The organism is Euryhalocaulis caribicus (assembly GCF_000412185.1).
GTDB lineage: Bacteria > Pseudomonadota > Alphaproteobacteria > Caulobacterales > Maricaulaceae > Euryhalocaulis > Euryhalocaulis caribicus.
Window position 1 is genome coordinate 37,569 of record NZ_ASJA01000001.1, and the last position, 15,577, is coordinate 53,145.

At 53.9% G+C, this 15,577-nt stretch carries 16 protein-coding genes; 9 read left to right on the top strand and 7 right to left on the bottom strand.

From position 1 onward, the window contains the following. Positions 1-12 precede the first annotated feature (12 nt). Both L338_RS00205 and L338_RS00210 read right to left on the bottom strand, forming a co-directional pair. Entirely contained in the window at positions 13-1,905 is a 1,893-nt protein-coding gene (locus L338_RS00205; protein WP_022696336.1) for a type IV secretory system conjugative DNA transfer family protein, read from the bottom strand. A gap of 160 nt (positions 1,906-2,065) precedes the next feature. Further along, entirely contained in the window at positions 2,066-2,389 is a 324-nt protein-coding gene (locus L338_RS00210; protein ID WP_022696337.1) for a hypothetical protein, read from the bottom strand. 176 nt (positions 2,390-2,565) lie between these two features. Between L338_RS00210 and mobQ the strand changes: the two genes are divergently transcribed. Beyond that, positions 2,566-4,080, top strand: coding sequence for a MobQ family relaxase (gene mobQ / locus L338_RS16095; protein ID WP_022696338.1), 1,515 nt, complete (start codon positions 2,566-2,568; stop codon positions 4,078-4,080). A 26-nt stretch (positions 4,081-4,106) separates the two neighbouring features. On the opposite strand, the gene L338_RS00220 is transcribed toward mobQ, so the two are convergent. Both L338_RS00220 and L338_RS16825 read right to left on the bottom strand, forming a co-directional pair. Beyond that, positions 4,107-4,994 (bottom strand): ImmA/IrrE family metallo-endopeptidase, encoded by an 888-nt coding sequence (locus L338_RS00220; protein ID WP_033310179.1) that lies wholly within the window; start codon positions 4,992-4,994, stop codon positions 4,107-4,109. Continuing rightward, positions 4,991-5,323, bottom strand: coding sequence for a helix-turn-helix domain-containing protein (locus L338_RS16825; RefSeq protein WP_022696340.1), 333 nt, complete (start codon positions 5,321-5,323; stop codon positions 4,991-4,993). The genes L338_RS00220 and L338_RS16825 overlap by 4 nt, the downstream gene beginning before the upstream one ends. Positions 5,324-5,702: 379 nt before the next feature. Between L338_RS16825 and L338_RS00225 the strand changes: the two genes are divergently transcribed. From L338_RS00225 to L338_RS16830, 4 genes are read left to right on the top strand one after another with little or no spacing between them, the layout of a single operon-like run. Beyond that, the gene (locus tag L338_RS00225; protein WP_022696342.1) at positions 5,703-5,975 is read left to right on the top strand and encodes a hypothetical protein; all 273 of its coding nucleotides are present in this window, start codon (positions 5,703-5,705) and stop codon (positions 5,973-5,975) included. A 4-nt stretch (positions 5,976-5,979) separates the two neighbouring features. Next, complete coding sequence (locus L338_RS17195) at positions 5,980-6,432, top strand: hypothetical protein (protein ID WP_152485760.1); 453 nt, start codon at positions 5,980-5,982, stop codon at positions 6,430-6,432. After that, positions 6,432-6,932, top strand: a complete 501-nt coding sequence (locus L338_RS00230) for an MPN domain-containing protein (protein ID WP_022696343.1) — start codon at positions 6,432-6,434, stop codon at positions 6,930-6,932. The genes L338_RS17195 and L338_RS00230 overlap by 1 nt, the downstream gene beginning before the upstream one ends. Before the next feature lie 25 nt (positions 6,933-6,957). Then, positions 6,958-8,307 carry a ThiF family adenylyltransferase gene (locus L338_RS16830; RefSeq protein WP_081639403.1) on the top strand — a complete coding sequence of 450 codons (1,350 nt, stop codon included), beginning with the start codon at positions 6,958-6,960 and terminating at the stop codon, positions 8,305-8,307. 22 nt (positions 8,308-8,329) lie between these two features. Here the strand turns inward: L338_RS16830 and L338_RS00240 are convergent, their stop codons facing one another. After that, the gene (locus tag L338_RS00240; protein WP_152485761.1) at positions 8,330-9,247 is read right to left on the bottom strand and encodes a nucleotidyl transferase AbiEii/AbiGii toxin family protein; all 918 of its coding nucleotides are present in this window, start codon (positions 9,245-9,247) and stop codon (positions 8,330-8,332) included. After that, on the bottom strand, positions 9,237-10,094 hold the full coding sequence (locus L338_RS00245) for a type IV toxin-antitoxin system AbiEi family antitoxin domain-containing protein (protein ID WP_027068129.1): 858 nt from the start codon (positions 10,092-10,094) through the stop codon (positions 9,237-9,239). Before L338_RS00245 ends, L338_RS00240 begins: the two co-directional genes overlap by 11 nt. A gap of 439 nt (positions 10,095-10,533) precedes the next feature. On the opposite strand from L338_RS00245, the gene L338_RS00250 reads away from it, so the two are divergent. After that, positions 10,534-11,499: a CBASS cGAMP-activated phospholipase gene (locus L338_RS00250; protein ID WP_022696347.1), complete on the top strand. Its 966-nt coding sequence runs from the start codon at positions 10,534-10,536 to the stop codon at positions 11,497-11,499. Position 11,500: 1 nt separating this feature from the next. Continuing rightward, positions 11,501-12,886, top strand: a complete 1,386-nt coding sequence (locus L338_RS17200) for a CBASS cGAMP synthase (RefSeq protein WP_152485762.1) — start codon at positions 11,501-11,503, stop codon at positions 12,884-12,886. A gap of 74 nt (positions 12,887-12,960) precedes the next feature. Here the strand turns inward: L338_RS17200 and L338_RS17205 are convergent, their stop codons facing one another. Continuing rightward, complete coding sequence (locus L338_RS17205) at positions 12,961-13,152, bottom strand: hypothetical protein (RefSeq protein ID WP_152485763.1); 192 nt, start codon at positions 13,150-13,152, stop codon at positions 12,961-12,963. Positions 13,153-13,690: 538 nt separating this feature from the next. Between L338_RS17205 and L338_RS00255 the strand changes: the two genes are divergently transcribed. Continuing rightward, a complete protein-coding gene (locus tag L338_RS00255) occupies positions 13,691-14,017 on the top strand; it encodes a response regulator (protein WP_051122655.1) in 327 nt (108 codons plus the stop codon). A 44-nt stretch (positions 14,018-14,061) separates the two neighbouring features. After that, entirely contained in the window at positions 14,062-15,516 is a 1,455-nt protein-coding gene (locus L338_RS00260; RefSeq protein ID WP_022696349.1) for an SLC13 family permease, read from the top strand. Positions 15,517-15,577 lie beyond the last annotated feature (61 nt).

The window sequence follows — 15,577 nt, forward strand, 5'->3', positions numbered from 1 at the left end:
CAACATCCCTGACTACGCTTGGTCCTTAAACCACCAATGTTTATTGGCCATGATCGGGTAGCGATTTTCGATAAAGAGCACCTGCTGATCACGACCCATCGTCATCATCTGATCCGCGTAAGCGAGCGGGCGCTGAACATCATCATGACTGATCGTTTCCGACCCGCCGCTTGAGCTGGTGCCGCCTCGGCCGCTTTGGCTGGAACCCCAATTTTTCCCAAAGCTGACCGACCGCTTGGTCAGCGTGGTCATACCGGTCAGGTGTTCGGCATATTTCGCTGTCTCAAAATCCCGGCTGCCAAAATATTGAAACACCCCGGCATTGCTGATGAAGCTCTGCCAGCCCTTATCGCCGTATAGACGCATGAGCTGGGAGAGGTCCTGCGTGACCGCCCAGAGCTGAACCCCAAGCCCCGCCATGGTCGCATAGGCGCTTTCAATGAGCGTGAGTTTCTCAAGAGCGGCGAACTCATCCAAGATCACCCGCACCGGCGGACGCTCCGTATCGGCCGGCGTCCGCGTCAGATCAATCAGCGCACTGGTGATGATCAGCCGCAGCCATCGATTGAAAGTGGAGAGCCGATCAAGCGGCAGGACTAAATAGACGGTGACCGGGCATTCCCCGGTCTTTAAATCCGCAAACCGAAAATCCGACGTCTCAAGGCTCTCGGTGATTTTCGGGCTTTCAAGGAAGTGCGTGTTCGACTGCGCCGTCGAAATCACGCCGGAGCGTTCTTTCTCCGCCTTTTGAACAAAGCGGTCAGCGGCCGAGCGCACCAGAGGGTGTTCGCTTGCGGCCATGCGGATCAGGATTTCATCGAGTGTGCCGGAGAGATCCTCGTCTTCATCGCTCTCCGATCCGGCCGGAAGCGAGAGGATTTCCCGCACGCGACCCAAATGCCGATGACCTTTTTCTTCCGGCGCGCTGACCACATAGAGGATGAAGCCATAGATGAGCGCCTTGGCCTCATTGGTCCAGAACGGGTCTTTCTCTGCGTCGATGACCAACGCATCGGCGAGCATCATCGCGTCCGAAGCCAGGTCGGGATCATCCTTATCCAGCGCGTCCAGTGGATTGAACCGGGCGATCAGCTCCCCCTTCACGCCCTCGCCGTAGCGGTCACTCTCACGCGAAATCTCCCACGGATCGACGATATAGACCTGCTGGCCCATCGCTTCGCGCTTGGCCGCCGTGCGCCGGGCATTTTCCCCCTTGGGATCAATCACCAGAATGGAAGAATCCGATCGGAGCAGATTGGGAATGATGGCCGTCGCGCCCTTGCCGGTGCGCGTCGGCGCCACGGTGAGGGCGTGCATATCGCCCTCATAAATGATTGGGTCACCTGTCTCCGGCTCTTTGCCCAAAAACAAACCAGTCCCGGAAGCGAGCTCGCCCAGCAGCCCCCATTCTTTGAGGTCCGCATGCCTCGCCCACCGTGAGGAGCCAAAAACATTCTCCAATGTTTTTGGCGGCCGAATTTTTACGAAAAGCGCGGCGGCAATTCCGCCGCCGGCGACGAGGCCCAGCCCGAAGCCGAGCAAGGCGGTGATGCCGCTGATGCCCGGCTGGTCGCTGGTATCACCAATGAACCATAAAAGAACGGCAAGCCCGGCCAAAACGGCCCAGCCATATCGGCGGGTTAAAAACCGCCAGAAGGCGAACAGGCTGACAAGTCCAGCGCCAAGCACGGCGCCGATGATGATCATCATGCCCGTCATGCCGCGCCAAGGATTGGCGGCAGGACCAAAATCATAGGGATCATTGGGCGCGGTCTCACCGCCAAGCATGAGACCGACCAGAATGAAGAGGATGAACAGAGCGAGCAGGACAAGGAAGATCAGGCCAGCGATCTTGGCCGCTTTCTTCCATGCCGGGCGTTTGCCCTTTTGATCAGAAGCCCCCACAGCCTGTCCTGACCCTGTGGCCGATTAACGACTTATCTCATGACTGAGAAATAATTCGTCAGCGGCAAAAATATTTTCGACATCTTGAATACTATTAGATGTCTCTTCAGTCAATTTTAGGTTGTAATAACTTGCTTGATCATACCCGCGCATGACGCCTCTAGCCCTTGCGGGAGCGCTTTGGCGGAAGACGCGGGCGCGACGCATCCTCGAAACTCTCGTTCATTTCACTGTCGAGTCCGAACAGTGACCGGTCGCGTTTTGAGACCGCGTCATCGAGTATCTCATAAAGGGTTCTGGCAAACTTGGGATCGCGGGATGCCTTGTTTAGCACTGCTTCGCCGGCGACGAATTTGCGTCTGGCGAGACGCTTTAATTCGCTTTTCATTTGGCGCGCGGTCAGCCGATTAATGTCATTCTGGATCCGCGCTTTTTCCTGCATCAGCGATTTGAGTTTTTCATCTGAGGGGAGGCGTCTGGCCATATTCCGAATCCTTTCCCTTTCTCAAACGCAATCGCAGGGTGTATTATCCTCCAAACAACCTAATAGCGCACTTATACAAACTTGAAAAAGTTTGTGTGCGGTCTCAGTCGCCGACAGGCTTCCTCGGGCTTTGCCAAGAAGTCGTCTTGGCGTCGCCCGACCCATCAGGAGGAGTGATGGCGATCTACTCATTCCGGGCCAGTATCGTGAAGCGCGCTGAGGGGCGCAGCTCCGTTGCGGCCGCCGCCTACCGGGCGGGCGAAGCGTTGGTCGATGAGCGCACAGGCGTGACCCATGATTACAGCCGCAAGCACGGCGTGTTTCACGCCGAGATACGGGCCCCGGAACAGGCTCCTGATTGGGCCTTCGACCGCGAGGCTTTGTGGAACGCGGTCGAAGTCTGCGAGACGCGGAAGAACTCTCAGCTCGCGAGAGAATTCACGCTCGCCCTGCCACACGAATTATCCGACGAAGAGCGCCGGGGTCTGGTTACACAATTCGTGGATGAGGAGTGCGTCTCTAAGGGCATGGTGGCGGATATCGCCATTCACTTGCCTGACCGCGATGGCGATCAGCGCAACCATCATGCCCATATTCTCCTGGCGCTTCGAGAGATCACGCCGGAGGGTTTCACGCGAAAGGCGCGTGAATGGAATGATCGAAGTGGGCTTGATCATTGGCGTGAGGCGTGGGCGGAAAAAATCAATCTAGCCTTAGAACGCGCCGGCAGACCCGAGCGCGTCGATCATCGCACGCTGGACGCTCAGGGCGAGGATCGGGAGCCCACGATCCATGAAGGCAAGGACGCCACCGCGATGAAGCGCGAGGGCGAGATGCCGGATGTCTGTCAGGAGAATGAGAGTAAGCGGCTCAGGAATGATGAACGGGAGCAGGCGGAAATCGCCGCCGCCAAAGAAACCCAGTCTGAGCGAAATGTCAGGCTGTTGAAGAAACCCGCCCCCAACCGGATGAAGCGCCTGCGATCGGCCATCACGGAATTGCGCAAACAGGACGCCGGCAATACCGATCTCAATTTGATCCGGGCGCAGACGGCCGAGATCCAACGGCGTCTCTATCGCTATCAGGCGCGGACCAAATATCTTGGGGAGTTGGATGAGGTCGTCAAAGGTGGCTTTGAGAGCGTTTACCGCGACGGTGAGTCAGCCCGACAGCGCTATAAGGCGCTTAGCCAAGAAGACGGCTTCAATCCCAACAAGGCGGCACGGCGCGTGAAAAACGCGCCGGAACAGTTCGGTCGCATGAAAGGCTGGTCGCTCGGCTTCCTCTATCGCTCACGCGCCAGACGGGAAGCGCTCGCCACCCTTCCGATCCTGATGGAAAAGGCCGCGAAGGCGGAATATGTCCGCGCCAAGCTGACCCGAGAAGCCGATCAGATCGAGAAGGATCGCGCACAGGCGGATCAGCTCAAATCACTCAAGGCCACTCTAAAAGAGAAGGGGTGCTCAGATCGCTTGCCGGTCTTACGGCGCATCCAAAAGCGCGCGCGGGGTCTTACCGATAAAGAATGGGCTTCGCTAAAACCAGCCGAGAAGCATACCATCGGCGAAGCGCGACGCATGATGAAGAGCGCACCGTGCCGTGATCATGCCGATCAGCTCCTCGCGGCATCAAAGGTCAAAGAGCGCGTCCGCGCTCGTCTCATCACGAAGGGTCAGAATCGGGAACGGTGAGAAAATCTGGAAGCGGCACCAAACCTCTATCTGCCATACGCGAATTTCGGCGTCCAAGACGCTTCCAAGCTTAGGTCTTCGTCATCCTCTAACTCATCAGGGTCTTCTGGGAGATCGTCACTCGATAGGACCGTCATTGTAAGATCATAGGAGCCCAAACCAATGACCTCTTCGTCTAATTCCACGCTAGCCGGGCCATCAAACCAATCTGCTAAGGTAGTAACATCGCAGTCAGAGGCTGCGTAGCGCACGTTCTCCGGATTAGAATTAAATTTTTTGGTCACAGTGTCAGGAAGCATTGAGCCTTTACGAAGGAAAGATAAGCGCCCCAGCTTCTTGAAGCCGTCCGACAAGAACGCGTAGCAGACCTGCTTGCCTTGGCTGACAACAACCGCAACTGGATAGGGACTGCATTCTGCTGCTCGGATTGCAGTTGCTGTCAGAGAACATTTAGCCTTATCGCTGAGAGCTTTAATCCCCTCTAATCCAATTGTTTGATTTCCTAAAAAGTTTGAAACAAGTCTGCTTGGAAGAAGGAGGCCTGATGCAAAATGATCAGCTTCCAGTTCGATTGAATTATCCCCCTCACGGAAACCAGCGCGGGATATGTGCCAGGAACCAGATTTTTGAATCTCTTCTGGATGTCCGTCGAGAAAATAGTGTCCAAGCTCGTGCCCGACTGTAAAGCGCTGAAATCCACAATTATCGATGTTTGTAGCGTAAAAAATACCAGTGCCTGTATTTAAAAAAATGATGCCGCCGCTTACGCCGGGTGCGTCTGCCGGCTTAGGCTCAATAAGTATTTCTTCCTTCTCAGCGATAGCGAAAGGATCAATCGGAAAATCATCAAAGCCAAACTCTTTGGCTTTCCGTTCGCCCTGTTGCCGCGCCCACTCTAAACGAAATTTCCTCATTCCTCGCCACTGGCCTTCCGTTGATTGAGCATATCGATCATCATTTGAATATGGTCTCGATCTTGTTGATGCAGATCTGACTCACCGCGAAAAGCTGTGGTTGCACCCTCCATGTTATCAGCTCGACCCAGTAAATAATCGGCCGCCACGTTCAGGGCATTCGATAGTGCCCGAACATTCGCAAAAGATGGTCTGCGGCGCCCCCGCTCAAAATGGCCAATTGCGGCTGGTTGAAGGCCGGTAAGCTTTGCAAGCTGCGTCTGACTCAAGCCCCGTTTTTCTCGGGCTTCTATCAATCGTGCAGGAAAAATTGCGTCATTTTCGGACATAGCCTGACCCTACGTTTACGTTCGTGTTATTGTTACGATATCGTAGGAATTGAATGAGGGGCGACCCAAAAAAATTTTGGCCTCACTGCCTACGAATGAGTAACAAACAATACTACGAACGCAAGTTTAGTCAAGGAAAAAGAAAGGAGGTGAATAACTATGACACGCAAGAAAAACTCAGAAGTCACGAGCAAGAAGGCCGCTTCAGCGGCGTCCAAGGTTCTGCGCAATCCGAAGTCCAGCAAGGCTGCAAAATCGGCGGCGGCGTCTGCTCTGACGCAACGGCCAAATCGGAAGTCGTGAGGTCATAACGGGGGCGGCCAAGCCTGTCGCCCCCGCTGACCGTAAATACAAATTTCAATCCCATAAGGAGAAAGACATGGGAAAAAAGAATGAAGGTAAAAAGGACCGTGACATCGAACTCACGGTTGGGACGCCGAAAGGTCCCTTCACGGCCGCTTTTAAAAAGACGGCCAAGGTCATTGACGTAATTCTGGCGGCTATCAGCACCAAAGGACTCGCCGGGGAGTCAGAAGACTTTGAAATTTTCTTTGGTGATACCGAGCTCACACCGACCACACGGCCTCTGGTGAGTTTCGGTTTGGAAGACGGCGATAAGCTGCTTCTCACCGCTCAAGGGGATGGGGTCTAACAAAATGACGACCCCATCCGAATTGCTGATTCAAGAAGAGGTGACTGATCTGGAAGCGAACGCTGCGGCGGTGGGCTGGAAGTTTCAGAAGCTCGATAGCCTGCAATTCGTGTTGGGCGTCAAAACCAAAGATGCCTCTTGGCTTTACGTTCGATGTGAGCCGGAAAATTACCCAACCAAACCTCCTGCTTGGAGGTGGTGCAACAGTGACGGAAATGAATGCGATGAACTGCATGTAACCGCTAGGGGCGGTAATTTTTTCCATAGCAGTGGCGTTATTTGCGCCCCTTGGAATCGGCTTGCCTACAAGTCCGAAGATTCTCGCGGCCCGCATTCCGACTGGGATATCGGAGCTTGGGTCGAAAATGAAAAAACACGCCAATGCCGCACACTGAGTGCAATGGCGTCACGGATAGCCATTGAAGCGCTTACAAAATTCGAGAAGAGGAAGGGCTGATGCTGAATTGGATAAAAGCAAAATTTTTTGAACGAGAGCCCGTTTTCAAACTTATCGAGAATGAAAATAAAACACGGTTCTTGATTCCAGAGTCCTGCTTTCGAAATCTAGTTACATATTTGAACGATGCGAGCACACAAGGCCACGAAGGTGTCGTCCTGTTCTTGGGCAAAGGTAACGGCGAAACGAAAGTTGCGCTTCAGTGTGTGCAGCCAAAGGCGACCACGACACAGGGCAGCTTCAAAATTAGCTCTGCCGAGATGGCGAAGGTCATCAACCTCGCGACAGATCTCGATCTCGAAATCATCGCGCAAGTCCACACCCATCCAAGGGAAGCATTCCATAGCAAGGGTGACGACGAAGGAGCACGTATCAGATACGAGGGATATCTCTCACTGGTTATCCCCACAATGGGCGGCAGCTGCCCAATCTTGCGGGCTCCGCACTTTATGAATTCAGCGAAGATGAGGGTTGGATCCAGCTCGCGATCAACCAGTTAGAGATTATTCCTGCTGGAGCGGATCTATGAAAATGGACGGGGCGGAGAACTTTTATCGCCAATTTCACGATCGCACTTTTAAGTACGGCGAGCGCCCACTTGATCCGAACGTTCGATTAGCAATCACCGCAGAACAGAGCTATTTGAACTCCCGTCCGGGGCAGGCGGCGGTGATCGTTGCATCAGAGCTTTTGTGCCGGCTTTCCCAAAAAGTTTCTCTGGCTTTTGCTGATTTTGAGTTTGATCAGACCTTCTCCGGTCCATTTCACGGAAGCGCGCACAGCTGCTTGATTGATCGAATGCAATCAGTGGCGCCGCCCGGCCAATTCACCGCTGAACCTGCTAGATCTAATGATTATATTATTCATTTAGGGTCACAGGGCGATTCATGGATTGCCCATGGATCGGATTGGAATCTTTACACTGGACCCTCTCCATCACCGTTGGGAAAGGCTCAATCCGCTAATATTTTCGGTTCTTGCTTGGCGACGATTTCCGCTATCGCTCAGATTTTTGGCCACCGATTGCCCGGGGAGCTCAAACCAACGGTGGCGAATGCTTTATCACTCGAATCCTCTGCTACAGATCAGACTGATTGGTTGCCGCCGGAAAGCTATTTAGGAGAACTTTGGTTTGTTGGCTGTGGTTCGGTTGGATCAGCTGTCGCTTATTTTCTGGCGCTTGCAGGATATAAGTTTGATGCGGTCTTGTTTGATAAAGACCCGATTGAACTGGAGAACCTGACGCGCTCTCCGATTTTCCATTTTGATCATGTAGGCGAACCCAAGGTCGAATCCGTTGGCCGTTTCTTCGCGCTTTTCAATATAAACACGAAGGCTGAGCCTCGTTGGCTCCATGAATCATCCTTGTGGGCCGAACGACCGGCCGGTCGGCCGGATTTAATTATTTCGGCAGCAAACGAGCACAATGTTCGCTTCCAAATTGAAAGCCAATTTCCCTGCCCACAAATTTACGGGACCACGGGCAAAAATTGGCTCTCCAATGTTTTTCGTCACATACCGCCCGGCCCGTGTTCTTCCTGCTCTTTTCCGCCCTCTAAGAAAGAAACTTCCTGCGCCACGGGAGAAGTCACTGACACTCAAAATCCAGAGAAAAAAGTGGACGCCGCTCTGCCGTTTTTATCCTTTGCAGCTGGTCTCCTCGCTGCAGCGGAGATTTCGAAGCTCCAATTGAGCAACTTCCCTTATTCTAAAGATCGAGGGTTTTTTGAACCTTTGGGCGGGAAGCCGCTCTACTCTACGGATATCAAGCATCGGGATAGCTGCGTATGCGCGGATCGTCACCGAAACGTCCATAAATCTGTTCTTCAAGGCACACGTTACGAGGCCTTATGCTTTACCGAATTAGCCATCTAAATATGGGTAAAATCCAATCGGCTCACTCAAAGGTATCTTCGAGCGCTTGACGCTGCTCGGCGTGCTTTCCCGGGTTGTCGCGTTTAAGCGTTTCTAGATTAAGCAGTTTCCAGCGTATGGCGGGAAGGGCGGCCGCTTGTGGCAAGCCGATTAAATCGAAATCCGGCTCAGCATCATGAAGAGATAAGAGGAAGTGCGCGATATCTCCGTTTAATCTGTCTTTGATATCACCGTGGAGACGATGTCTAACCTCTTCGAGCTCTGCTTGCGAGACCGGCTCACGCGTCATCCCTTCGAATTCGTCTGTGAAACGTTGGTCTAGCGGCACTAAGTTTGGACTCAACAACTCATGCATGGGACGGTTTGAGCTCGCAACATACACCATGAATATCCGGAACAATTCCTCTGTTAGCCCCTCATTCTCGTAAAGCAGCTTCACATCGAACAAGTCTCGGGGATGTTGCCGGTCAAGAGCCGCATGGAGCTTACCGCCATAAAGATCTTCAAAAGCGACGACCTGTAGGTCTGCGAAGCCAAATTCCTTCTGCACGGCCTCAGATACCTGCATCTTTTGAGGCTTTAAAACTGTGCCTCTGGTGCCCTGCGACGTTTCAATTTTTATCTGTGCATCGCCGGCAATTACTCGGACACGTGTATCATTGCCATCGCCTCCTTGAATCCGTTCAGCACGGTAGTGACGACCAGCAGCATTGATGTCCGCCGTTATCTGATCCATCGCATCATCGATACGCCGCAGGGATGTCTCTCTGTCCTCTACAGGGAGGTAGAATAGATCGATATCGACCGAGAGGCGGGGCAGATCCCTGTAAAAGAGATTGATCGCCGTTCCTCCCTTCAACGCAAACATTTTTTGGTTCGCGACATAGGGTAGCGTCTCAACAAGCAATTGGACTTGGTCTCTATAGCGATCAATCATCAAAAGCCCTCATACTCTCCGCCGGTAGGAGGCCTTCAGGCACGTATATCTTGTAAGTCGGGTGAAGCTTTCCGCCCTCCGCGAGGGCACGCGGCCCCGAACCAAAGTCCACTTTCGATGTGTCAATATATTGGCGCCATGCATGGTTGTGCCGGTCGGCATAGACAAAGAATAAGCGCCGTACCTTTACGCTCTCACAAGACGCCAACAGTGTATCCAGCATCTTGGGACGCAATGTTGTGAGGCCCTCAAACACCTTATCCAGATTGTCGAAACTGGCATGCTTTGGCAGCTCATCAAGAGCTTCCAAGATCGCTCTTTCTGGCGAAGACGCTTTGATCGGCCAGCGCCAGACATTGACGGCTTTCTGATTGGTGTCGTCCGACCGGTTGCCCGACTTGTCTCGATTGGTCTCATTTATCCCGGAATGATCATTACCAAAGAGGCTGCGGCGATGGATAACGAATTTAGTTTTCGTTGGCAGACGTTTTAGCCAAGAGGGCGTGTCGCCATATAGATGAATTCTTGGTCTTTGACCGAGCGAGAGGTAGTGCGAATACCCAGCTAGATCGAGCGCGCTTTCTCCTCCCAGATGAACGTCCCAATCCATGATCCATTGGAGAGAAAGCAATGGGATCTGCCATTCTGTATCGGATGACGCTTGAACATTCTCAGGTAATGGCCTGCGATAGACCCCTCTTATGACTCGCTCTAGCCACCCGCTTCTCACATAGTCATGTATGGATTTCGGATCGATATTTTGATCCCTCAGCCACGGTGTATCGACCATAAAGCCCGGAGGGACCTTATTTAGGAGCGGTTTTAACCTTGGAGTTTTTTGATGGCTCATAACCATCATTATCGCATGAATGTAAAAGATTTTCTAGTCAGATTTTATAAAATGCTTATTTGCATGGTTTATAGCCATGAAAATCGATTAAAGTTAAAATTAGGGCCGCCCTAACGGTCAAAGGAGGCAACTTTCAACACATCCGATGATATGTAGAAAACATGATTTATGGATGACCTCCCACCGGGGTCGTGCCCTTTTCCGGGCAAGAGTTTTTATCGATTAGCCAAGGGGCGGGCGCACCCAACAGTGCACTGTGGTCCGATTTGGCTTTCGGAGATTTCCAAGCCAATAAGATCATAATATTATATGTTTTACAATAATATAGAGAAACCAAAATTAGAAAACCGTTTCAATTTCAACGGATATATGGTCTACTTTTGTTCTTGTCAGATTCGCTTATCTGGTTTCTTTGAGTGACTCTGAGATTGGAATTTGAATGAAATTACTTTGTCTTTCTGGTGGTGGCTATCTCGGCTTATTCACAGCAGCTGTGCTCGATAAGCTTGAGCAGGAACACGGCCAGCCTCTGGCCCGCTATTTCGACCTCATAGCCGGGACATCAATCGGTGGTATTCTGGCCTTGGCTCTCGCCAATGAAGTCCGAATGGAGTCGGTGGTAGATGCGATGGTTGAAAAAGGTCCCGCCTTATTCGGGCAGGGGCGACCAGCAAAGGGGATATTTGGATTACTTGAGCTTCGGAAGAATGCTTGCAGGCCAAAATACAAGGCCGAAACTCTCCGTGACCTCATCACTTCTTTGATTCAGGAAGATGTATTGGTAGGCGACCTCAAGCATCGCGTTTTGATCCCTTCTGTGAATCTCACCAAGGGGTCGCCTCAAATTTTTAAAACGGGGCATCACCCCACTTTTGTGCGAGACCCGCAAAAATCAGTTGTCGATGTTGCGCTTGCTACTTCAGCTGCGCCAACTTTTTTTGGGATGCACACGATAGGTAATGAACGCTTTGCCGATGGTGGTGTCTACGCGAATTCCCCTGATCTCCTTGCGCTTCATGAGGCCACCCATTTCCTGGGTGCCAAAGACGACGACGTGTCGATTTTGAGTATCGGTACAACGAGCACGAATTTTTCGATGGCGGGTTCTACCAAAAGTAAGCTTGGCTGGGCCGGTTGGATGAAAGAGCAGCGGCTCACTTCGGTGATGATTTCGTCTCAGCAGATGATGAGTGATTTCATGCTCAAGCATAAATTGGGCGAGCGCTATTTGCGTATTGATCGAGCCCAATCCAAAGAGCAGGAGCGTGAGCTGTCGTTAGATACAGCTAGCAAGGTCGCGCAGGATGACCTTCGCGGACTGGCGGAAGCCGCATTTCAGGAGCACGTCGCTCATAGCCAACTCAAAGCCTTCTTCGCAGAAGAAGCTAAACCGTTCGAGAGCTGACATGGGTACATGTGCGTCCCTTTTTCACTCAACTGACGTCGATGCGCAAACACTGCATCGGCGCGTGCGACCGTCTGATCAACAGTATGAGGCGCAGAAGGCCGAATGGAATAGCTTGAGGGACTTCATCGTAGAAGGTCTAAAGGAAGACACAGGGCTAGCGATCAATAGCTGGCTCCAGGGGTCCTATAAATTTGGGACGCAGATACGGCCATCTAAGAAGGGCGAGCAGTTTGATATCGACCTCGGCATTTATGCCGGCTGGGCGGGAAAATGTACTGAGGGCCCCATTGGACCAAGGGAGCTGAAAGAAAAGGTGCATTCGTTGCTACAGGTTTATGCCAGCGAAGCCGATGACGGCAGATGCGAGGTGATGGAGCCTAAAGAGCGGTGCAACCGGATTCAAATTGGCGATGATTTTCATATTGATACGCCGTGTTATCATCTGGACCAGGCGCAGGATGCTCGGAATTTGGCGACCCAGTCAGACGAGTGGGAAGCAAGCGATCCAAAAGCGATTTACCTATGGTGGCGCGACTCTTTCCCTGAAGAGTTTCGGCCGCGCGCAAGACGAATTGTGCAGTATTTCAAAATGTGGGCAGCGCTAACTTTTGAGGATGGTTCTCGCCCATCCTCGGTAATGCTGACTGTGCTGGTTGGCCAAGCGATGCACTCAATAGATGCAGATGGACTTAGCGGTGACGATGAGTGGTTTGCGGCGGTGGTCAGCCATCTAAGTGACGAAGTGGAACTGGGGTGTGTTCCAAATCCCGTTGATAAGGGTGAGAATCTCAACCGTCTAAGTGCCGATCAGACCAATGCAATCAAATCGGCGCTTAGCGTTTTAGCTGAGATTTCCAATCGTGCTTTAAACGCGGACAATAAGTGGGTCGCTTCAGAAATCTGGAGTGAGGCTTTCCAGCAATTTTTCCCGATACCAGATGAGCCAGTTATCAAAGAGAATGCGGGAGCCATCGTCCAATTCAACTTTGATCCCCAGGTATCGGTCAGAGCAGTTCCGCGAGGTTCCGGCACAGCAGGAATTACAGGTGTAAATCGGATCGGTCCGATACCTAGAAATTGCGAAATCTATTTCGAGCTTAGTAATTCGGACACGCTCCCACCAAATTCAAAGGTGAAGTGGACGGTACGAAATCAGGGCGCCGACGCCGAAGATGAAAATGACCTCGGTCATGCTGCGGGGTTTGGATATAAAGCCCAGGAAAGTTCCGCTTACATCGGCACGCATTATATGGACGTGTCGGTTTGGCAGTATGGCAGCCTGATCGGGCGGCGAAGAGTGCCTGTTGAAATTTCAGGCCACAAGATGCCTCCACGAAACGCGCCGAAACCGAATTGGGTGAAGTTCAGGTCAAGAAGAAGGTAGCCATCATTTGCCTTACCTGTACCAGAAACGAGAGGCGCGACAGCGTCATCTGGCTGTAGCGCTTTGATGGTTTCTCAAGGAGCAAGCTGGCCTTGTCGCTTGCAGATGATCGCACCGCGTATCCGGGCGATCAAAGCCTCAGCCTCAATCCGTGAAGGGCTGCCTTCCGGCATGCCTTCGATCTCGGCGGCGATGTTTCGCCACAGGCAAAAAAGTTGAGCCTTGCTCAGGGCGTAGAGTGGGGCGTCATTGATGTGGTGAGTCACAAAAGCTTCCTAAATCTGGAGCCCAGCCTCTCCAGGTCACCCGGTGGTAAGCAGCTCAGCCTTTGAACTATGTCTCTGCGCCCCCAGTAGGACAGCTCCCTGTTGCGCCCGCGGCAGGGCTTAAGGAAACGTCGGACTCAATGGATCGAACGAACTGGCTTTCGTGATGACATGGCGGAGCTTCAGCGTTTGTGATGCGTCAACCGGTTCACCCTAGTCTGAAACTTGTGCGGTCGATGCCACGCGAAAGGCGTCAAAGTCGCTCAAAGCTTTCACATTTTGTTACACATACACATGAAGATTTAAAATATTATCATTACATATCAATATGTTATAATTGAAAAACGATGACTCAAAATCCGCCGGCCGCAAGGCCTTGCGAGTTCGAGTCTCGCTCCGGGCACCATTTGCACGCATACAATAATACGTCAGGTAATTTGACGCAGGTTAATGACGCCGCCCCCCGCCTCCTCTAGCTGGGGCGCGGGGACAATATTTTTTGGGGGTTGATTTGATCGTTTCGCGCAAGCGAGTCCTCGTGCTCGAGGACGAACTTCTGATTGCCCTGCATTTGAAAGATATCCTGACGGAGATCGGGTTTGACGCTGACCTCGCGGAAAGCATCGCCGATGGTTTGCAACTGGTCGAAAACCACGATTTCGACATCGCGCTGCTGGACGTGAATGTCGAGGGCGCGTCCAGTTTCGAGATCGCCGACACTCTGATCGGGAAAAATGTCCCCGTCGTGTTCATCACCGGCTACCGTCCCGAAGGACTGAGCGCCCGGTATGCGAACGCGACGATCGTGGAAAAGCCGTTCGACCCGGACGAGCTGGCAAACAAGGTGCGGGCGCTGACCTCTTAGCAGGTGCAGCTTGCCGCGCGTGTTGGCGCAATTAAGCTGCGCCCATGACCGCCCAAGCCAGCGATTCTCCCGCCGCGCGGGCGCCGCAACTGATCGGCCTGTTTCTCGGCCTCGCGCTCGCCCTTCTTCTCCAGTTCCTGCCGCCGCCCGAGGGGCTCTCCCGGGACGGCTGGGCTGTTGTCTCGCTGGCCGTATTGATGGCGGTGTGGTGGGCGACGGAGGCCATTCCCATTCCCGCCACGGCCCTGCTGCCCATGGCCGTGGCGCCGGTCGCCGGGATCGCGGCGGTCAATGACGTGTCGATGCAATATATGCGCTCGACAGTATTCCTGCTGCTGGGCGGATTCATCATCGCCATGGCGATCCAGCGCTGGAACCTGCACGCCCGTATCGCCCTGAATATCGTCGCCCGTTTCGGGGCGCGGCCCAAGGCGCTGATCTTCGGATTCATGCTGGCCGCGGCCTTGCTGTCCATGTGGATATCCAACACCGCCACCACGATCATGATGACCCCCATCGCGCTCAGCGTCGCCATGGCGGCGGGGCGCGAAAAGGCGGCCCTGCTGGCGCCGCCGCTGCTTCTTGGCCTGGCCTATGCCGCCAGCGTGGGCGGGCTGGGCACGCCGGTGGGGACGCCGACCAATCTTCTGGTCATCGGATGGTTGCAGGAGACAGGGCGGGACATCGGCTTTGCGCAATGGATGGGGCTGGGCGTGCCGGTGGTGGCGCTGATGGTGCCGGTGCTCTGGTTCGTGCTGACGCGGGTTTTCTCGCCGCCGGGCGCGCCGTCGCCGGAAGCCGCCGCGGCGGTGAATACCGAATTGTCCGCGCTCGGCCCCATGCGCGCGCCGGAGCGGCGTGTGCTGATCCTGTTCGCCTTTATCGGGCTGGCCTGGATGACGCGCCAGTATGTACTGACAAGCATCCCCGGTCTTGGCGGGCTGACCGATGCGGGAATCGCCATTATCGGCGCGCTGGCCTTCTTCCTGACGCCGTCGGGCGAGGGGCGGGGCGAGGCGTTGCTGGACTGGCGGACGGCGGAGCGCCTGCCCTGGGGCGTGGTGATCCTGTTCGGCGGCGGGATGAGCCTGGCCTGGCTGATCGAAACCAGCGGCCTGGCCGCGTGGCTGGGCGGCGAAATGTCCGCCGTCGGGGCCTGGCCGCTGATCCTGCTGATCCTGTCGCTGACCGCGCTGGTGATCTTCGCGACCGAGATGATGAGCAATATCGCCACCGTGTCAGCATTGATTCCGGTCTTTTCCGCGCTGTCCGCCGCTTCGGGCGCCGATCCGGTTCTGATCGCGGCCCCGGTCGCCATGGCGGCCAGTTGCGCCTTCATGCTGCCGGTCGCGACCGGGCCGAACGCGGTGGTGTTCGCCTCCGGCGAAATTCGCGTGCCGCAAATGGTGAAGGCGGGATTCTTCGGCAATCTGGCCGGGATCGCGATTATTACCCTGCTGGCCTACTGGCTGACTCCGCTGCTTTTTGCAGGAGGCTGATTCCAAAGCGTCATAAACCCTTGTTAGCGAGGTCCGAACCCAAACCGACCGCATGGAAATC

Coding starts and splice junctions, on each gene's coding strand:
- L338_RS00260 (WP_022696349.1), top strand. CDS start 14,062: ATGACCGCCCAAGCCAGCGATTCTCCCGCCGCGCGGGCGCCGCAACTG.
- L338_RS00210 (WP_022696337.1), bottom strand. CDS start 2,389: ATGGCCAGACGCCTCCCCTCAGATGAAAAACTCAAATCGCTGATGCAG.
- L338_RS00225 (WP_022696342.1), top strand. CDS start 5,703: ATGGGAAAAAAGAATGAAGGTAAAAAGGACCGTGACATCGAACTCACG.
- L338_RS16830 (WP_081639403.1), top strand. CDS start 6,958: ATGAAAATGGACGGGGCGGAGAACTTTTATCGCCAATTTCACGATCGC.
- mobQ (WP_022696338.1), top strand. CDS start 2,566: ATGGCGATCTACTCATTCCGGGCCAGTATCGTGAAGCGCGCTGAGGGG.
- L338_RS17195 (WP_152485760.1), top strand. CDS start 5,980: ATGACGACCCCATCCGAATTGCTGATTCAAGAAGAGGTGACTGATCTG.
- L338_RS17200 (WP_152485762.1), top strand. CDS start 11,501: ATGGGTACATGTGCGTCCCTTTTTCACTCAACTGACGTCGATGCGCAA.
- L338_RS00230 (WP_022696343.1), top strand. CDS start 6,432: ATGCTGAATTGGATAAAAGCAAAATTTTTTGAACGAGAGCCCGTTTTC.
- L338_RS00250 (WP_022696347.1), top strand. CDS start 10,534: ATGAAATTACTTTGTCTTTCTGGTGGTGGCTATCTCGGCTTATTCACA.
- L338_RS00245 (WP_027068129.1), bottom strand. CDS start 10,094: ATGAGCCATCAAAAAACTCCAAGGTTAAAACCGCTCCTAAATAAGGTC.
- L338_RS16825 (WP_022696340.1), bottom strand. CDS start 5,323: ATGTCCGAAAATGACGCAATTTTTCCTGCACGATTGATAGAAGCCCGA.
- L338_RS00220 (WP_033310179.1), bottom strand. CDS start 4,994: ATGAGGAAATTTCGTTTAGAGTGGGCGCGGCAACAGGGCGAACGGAAA.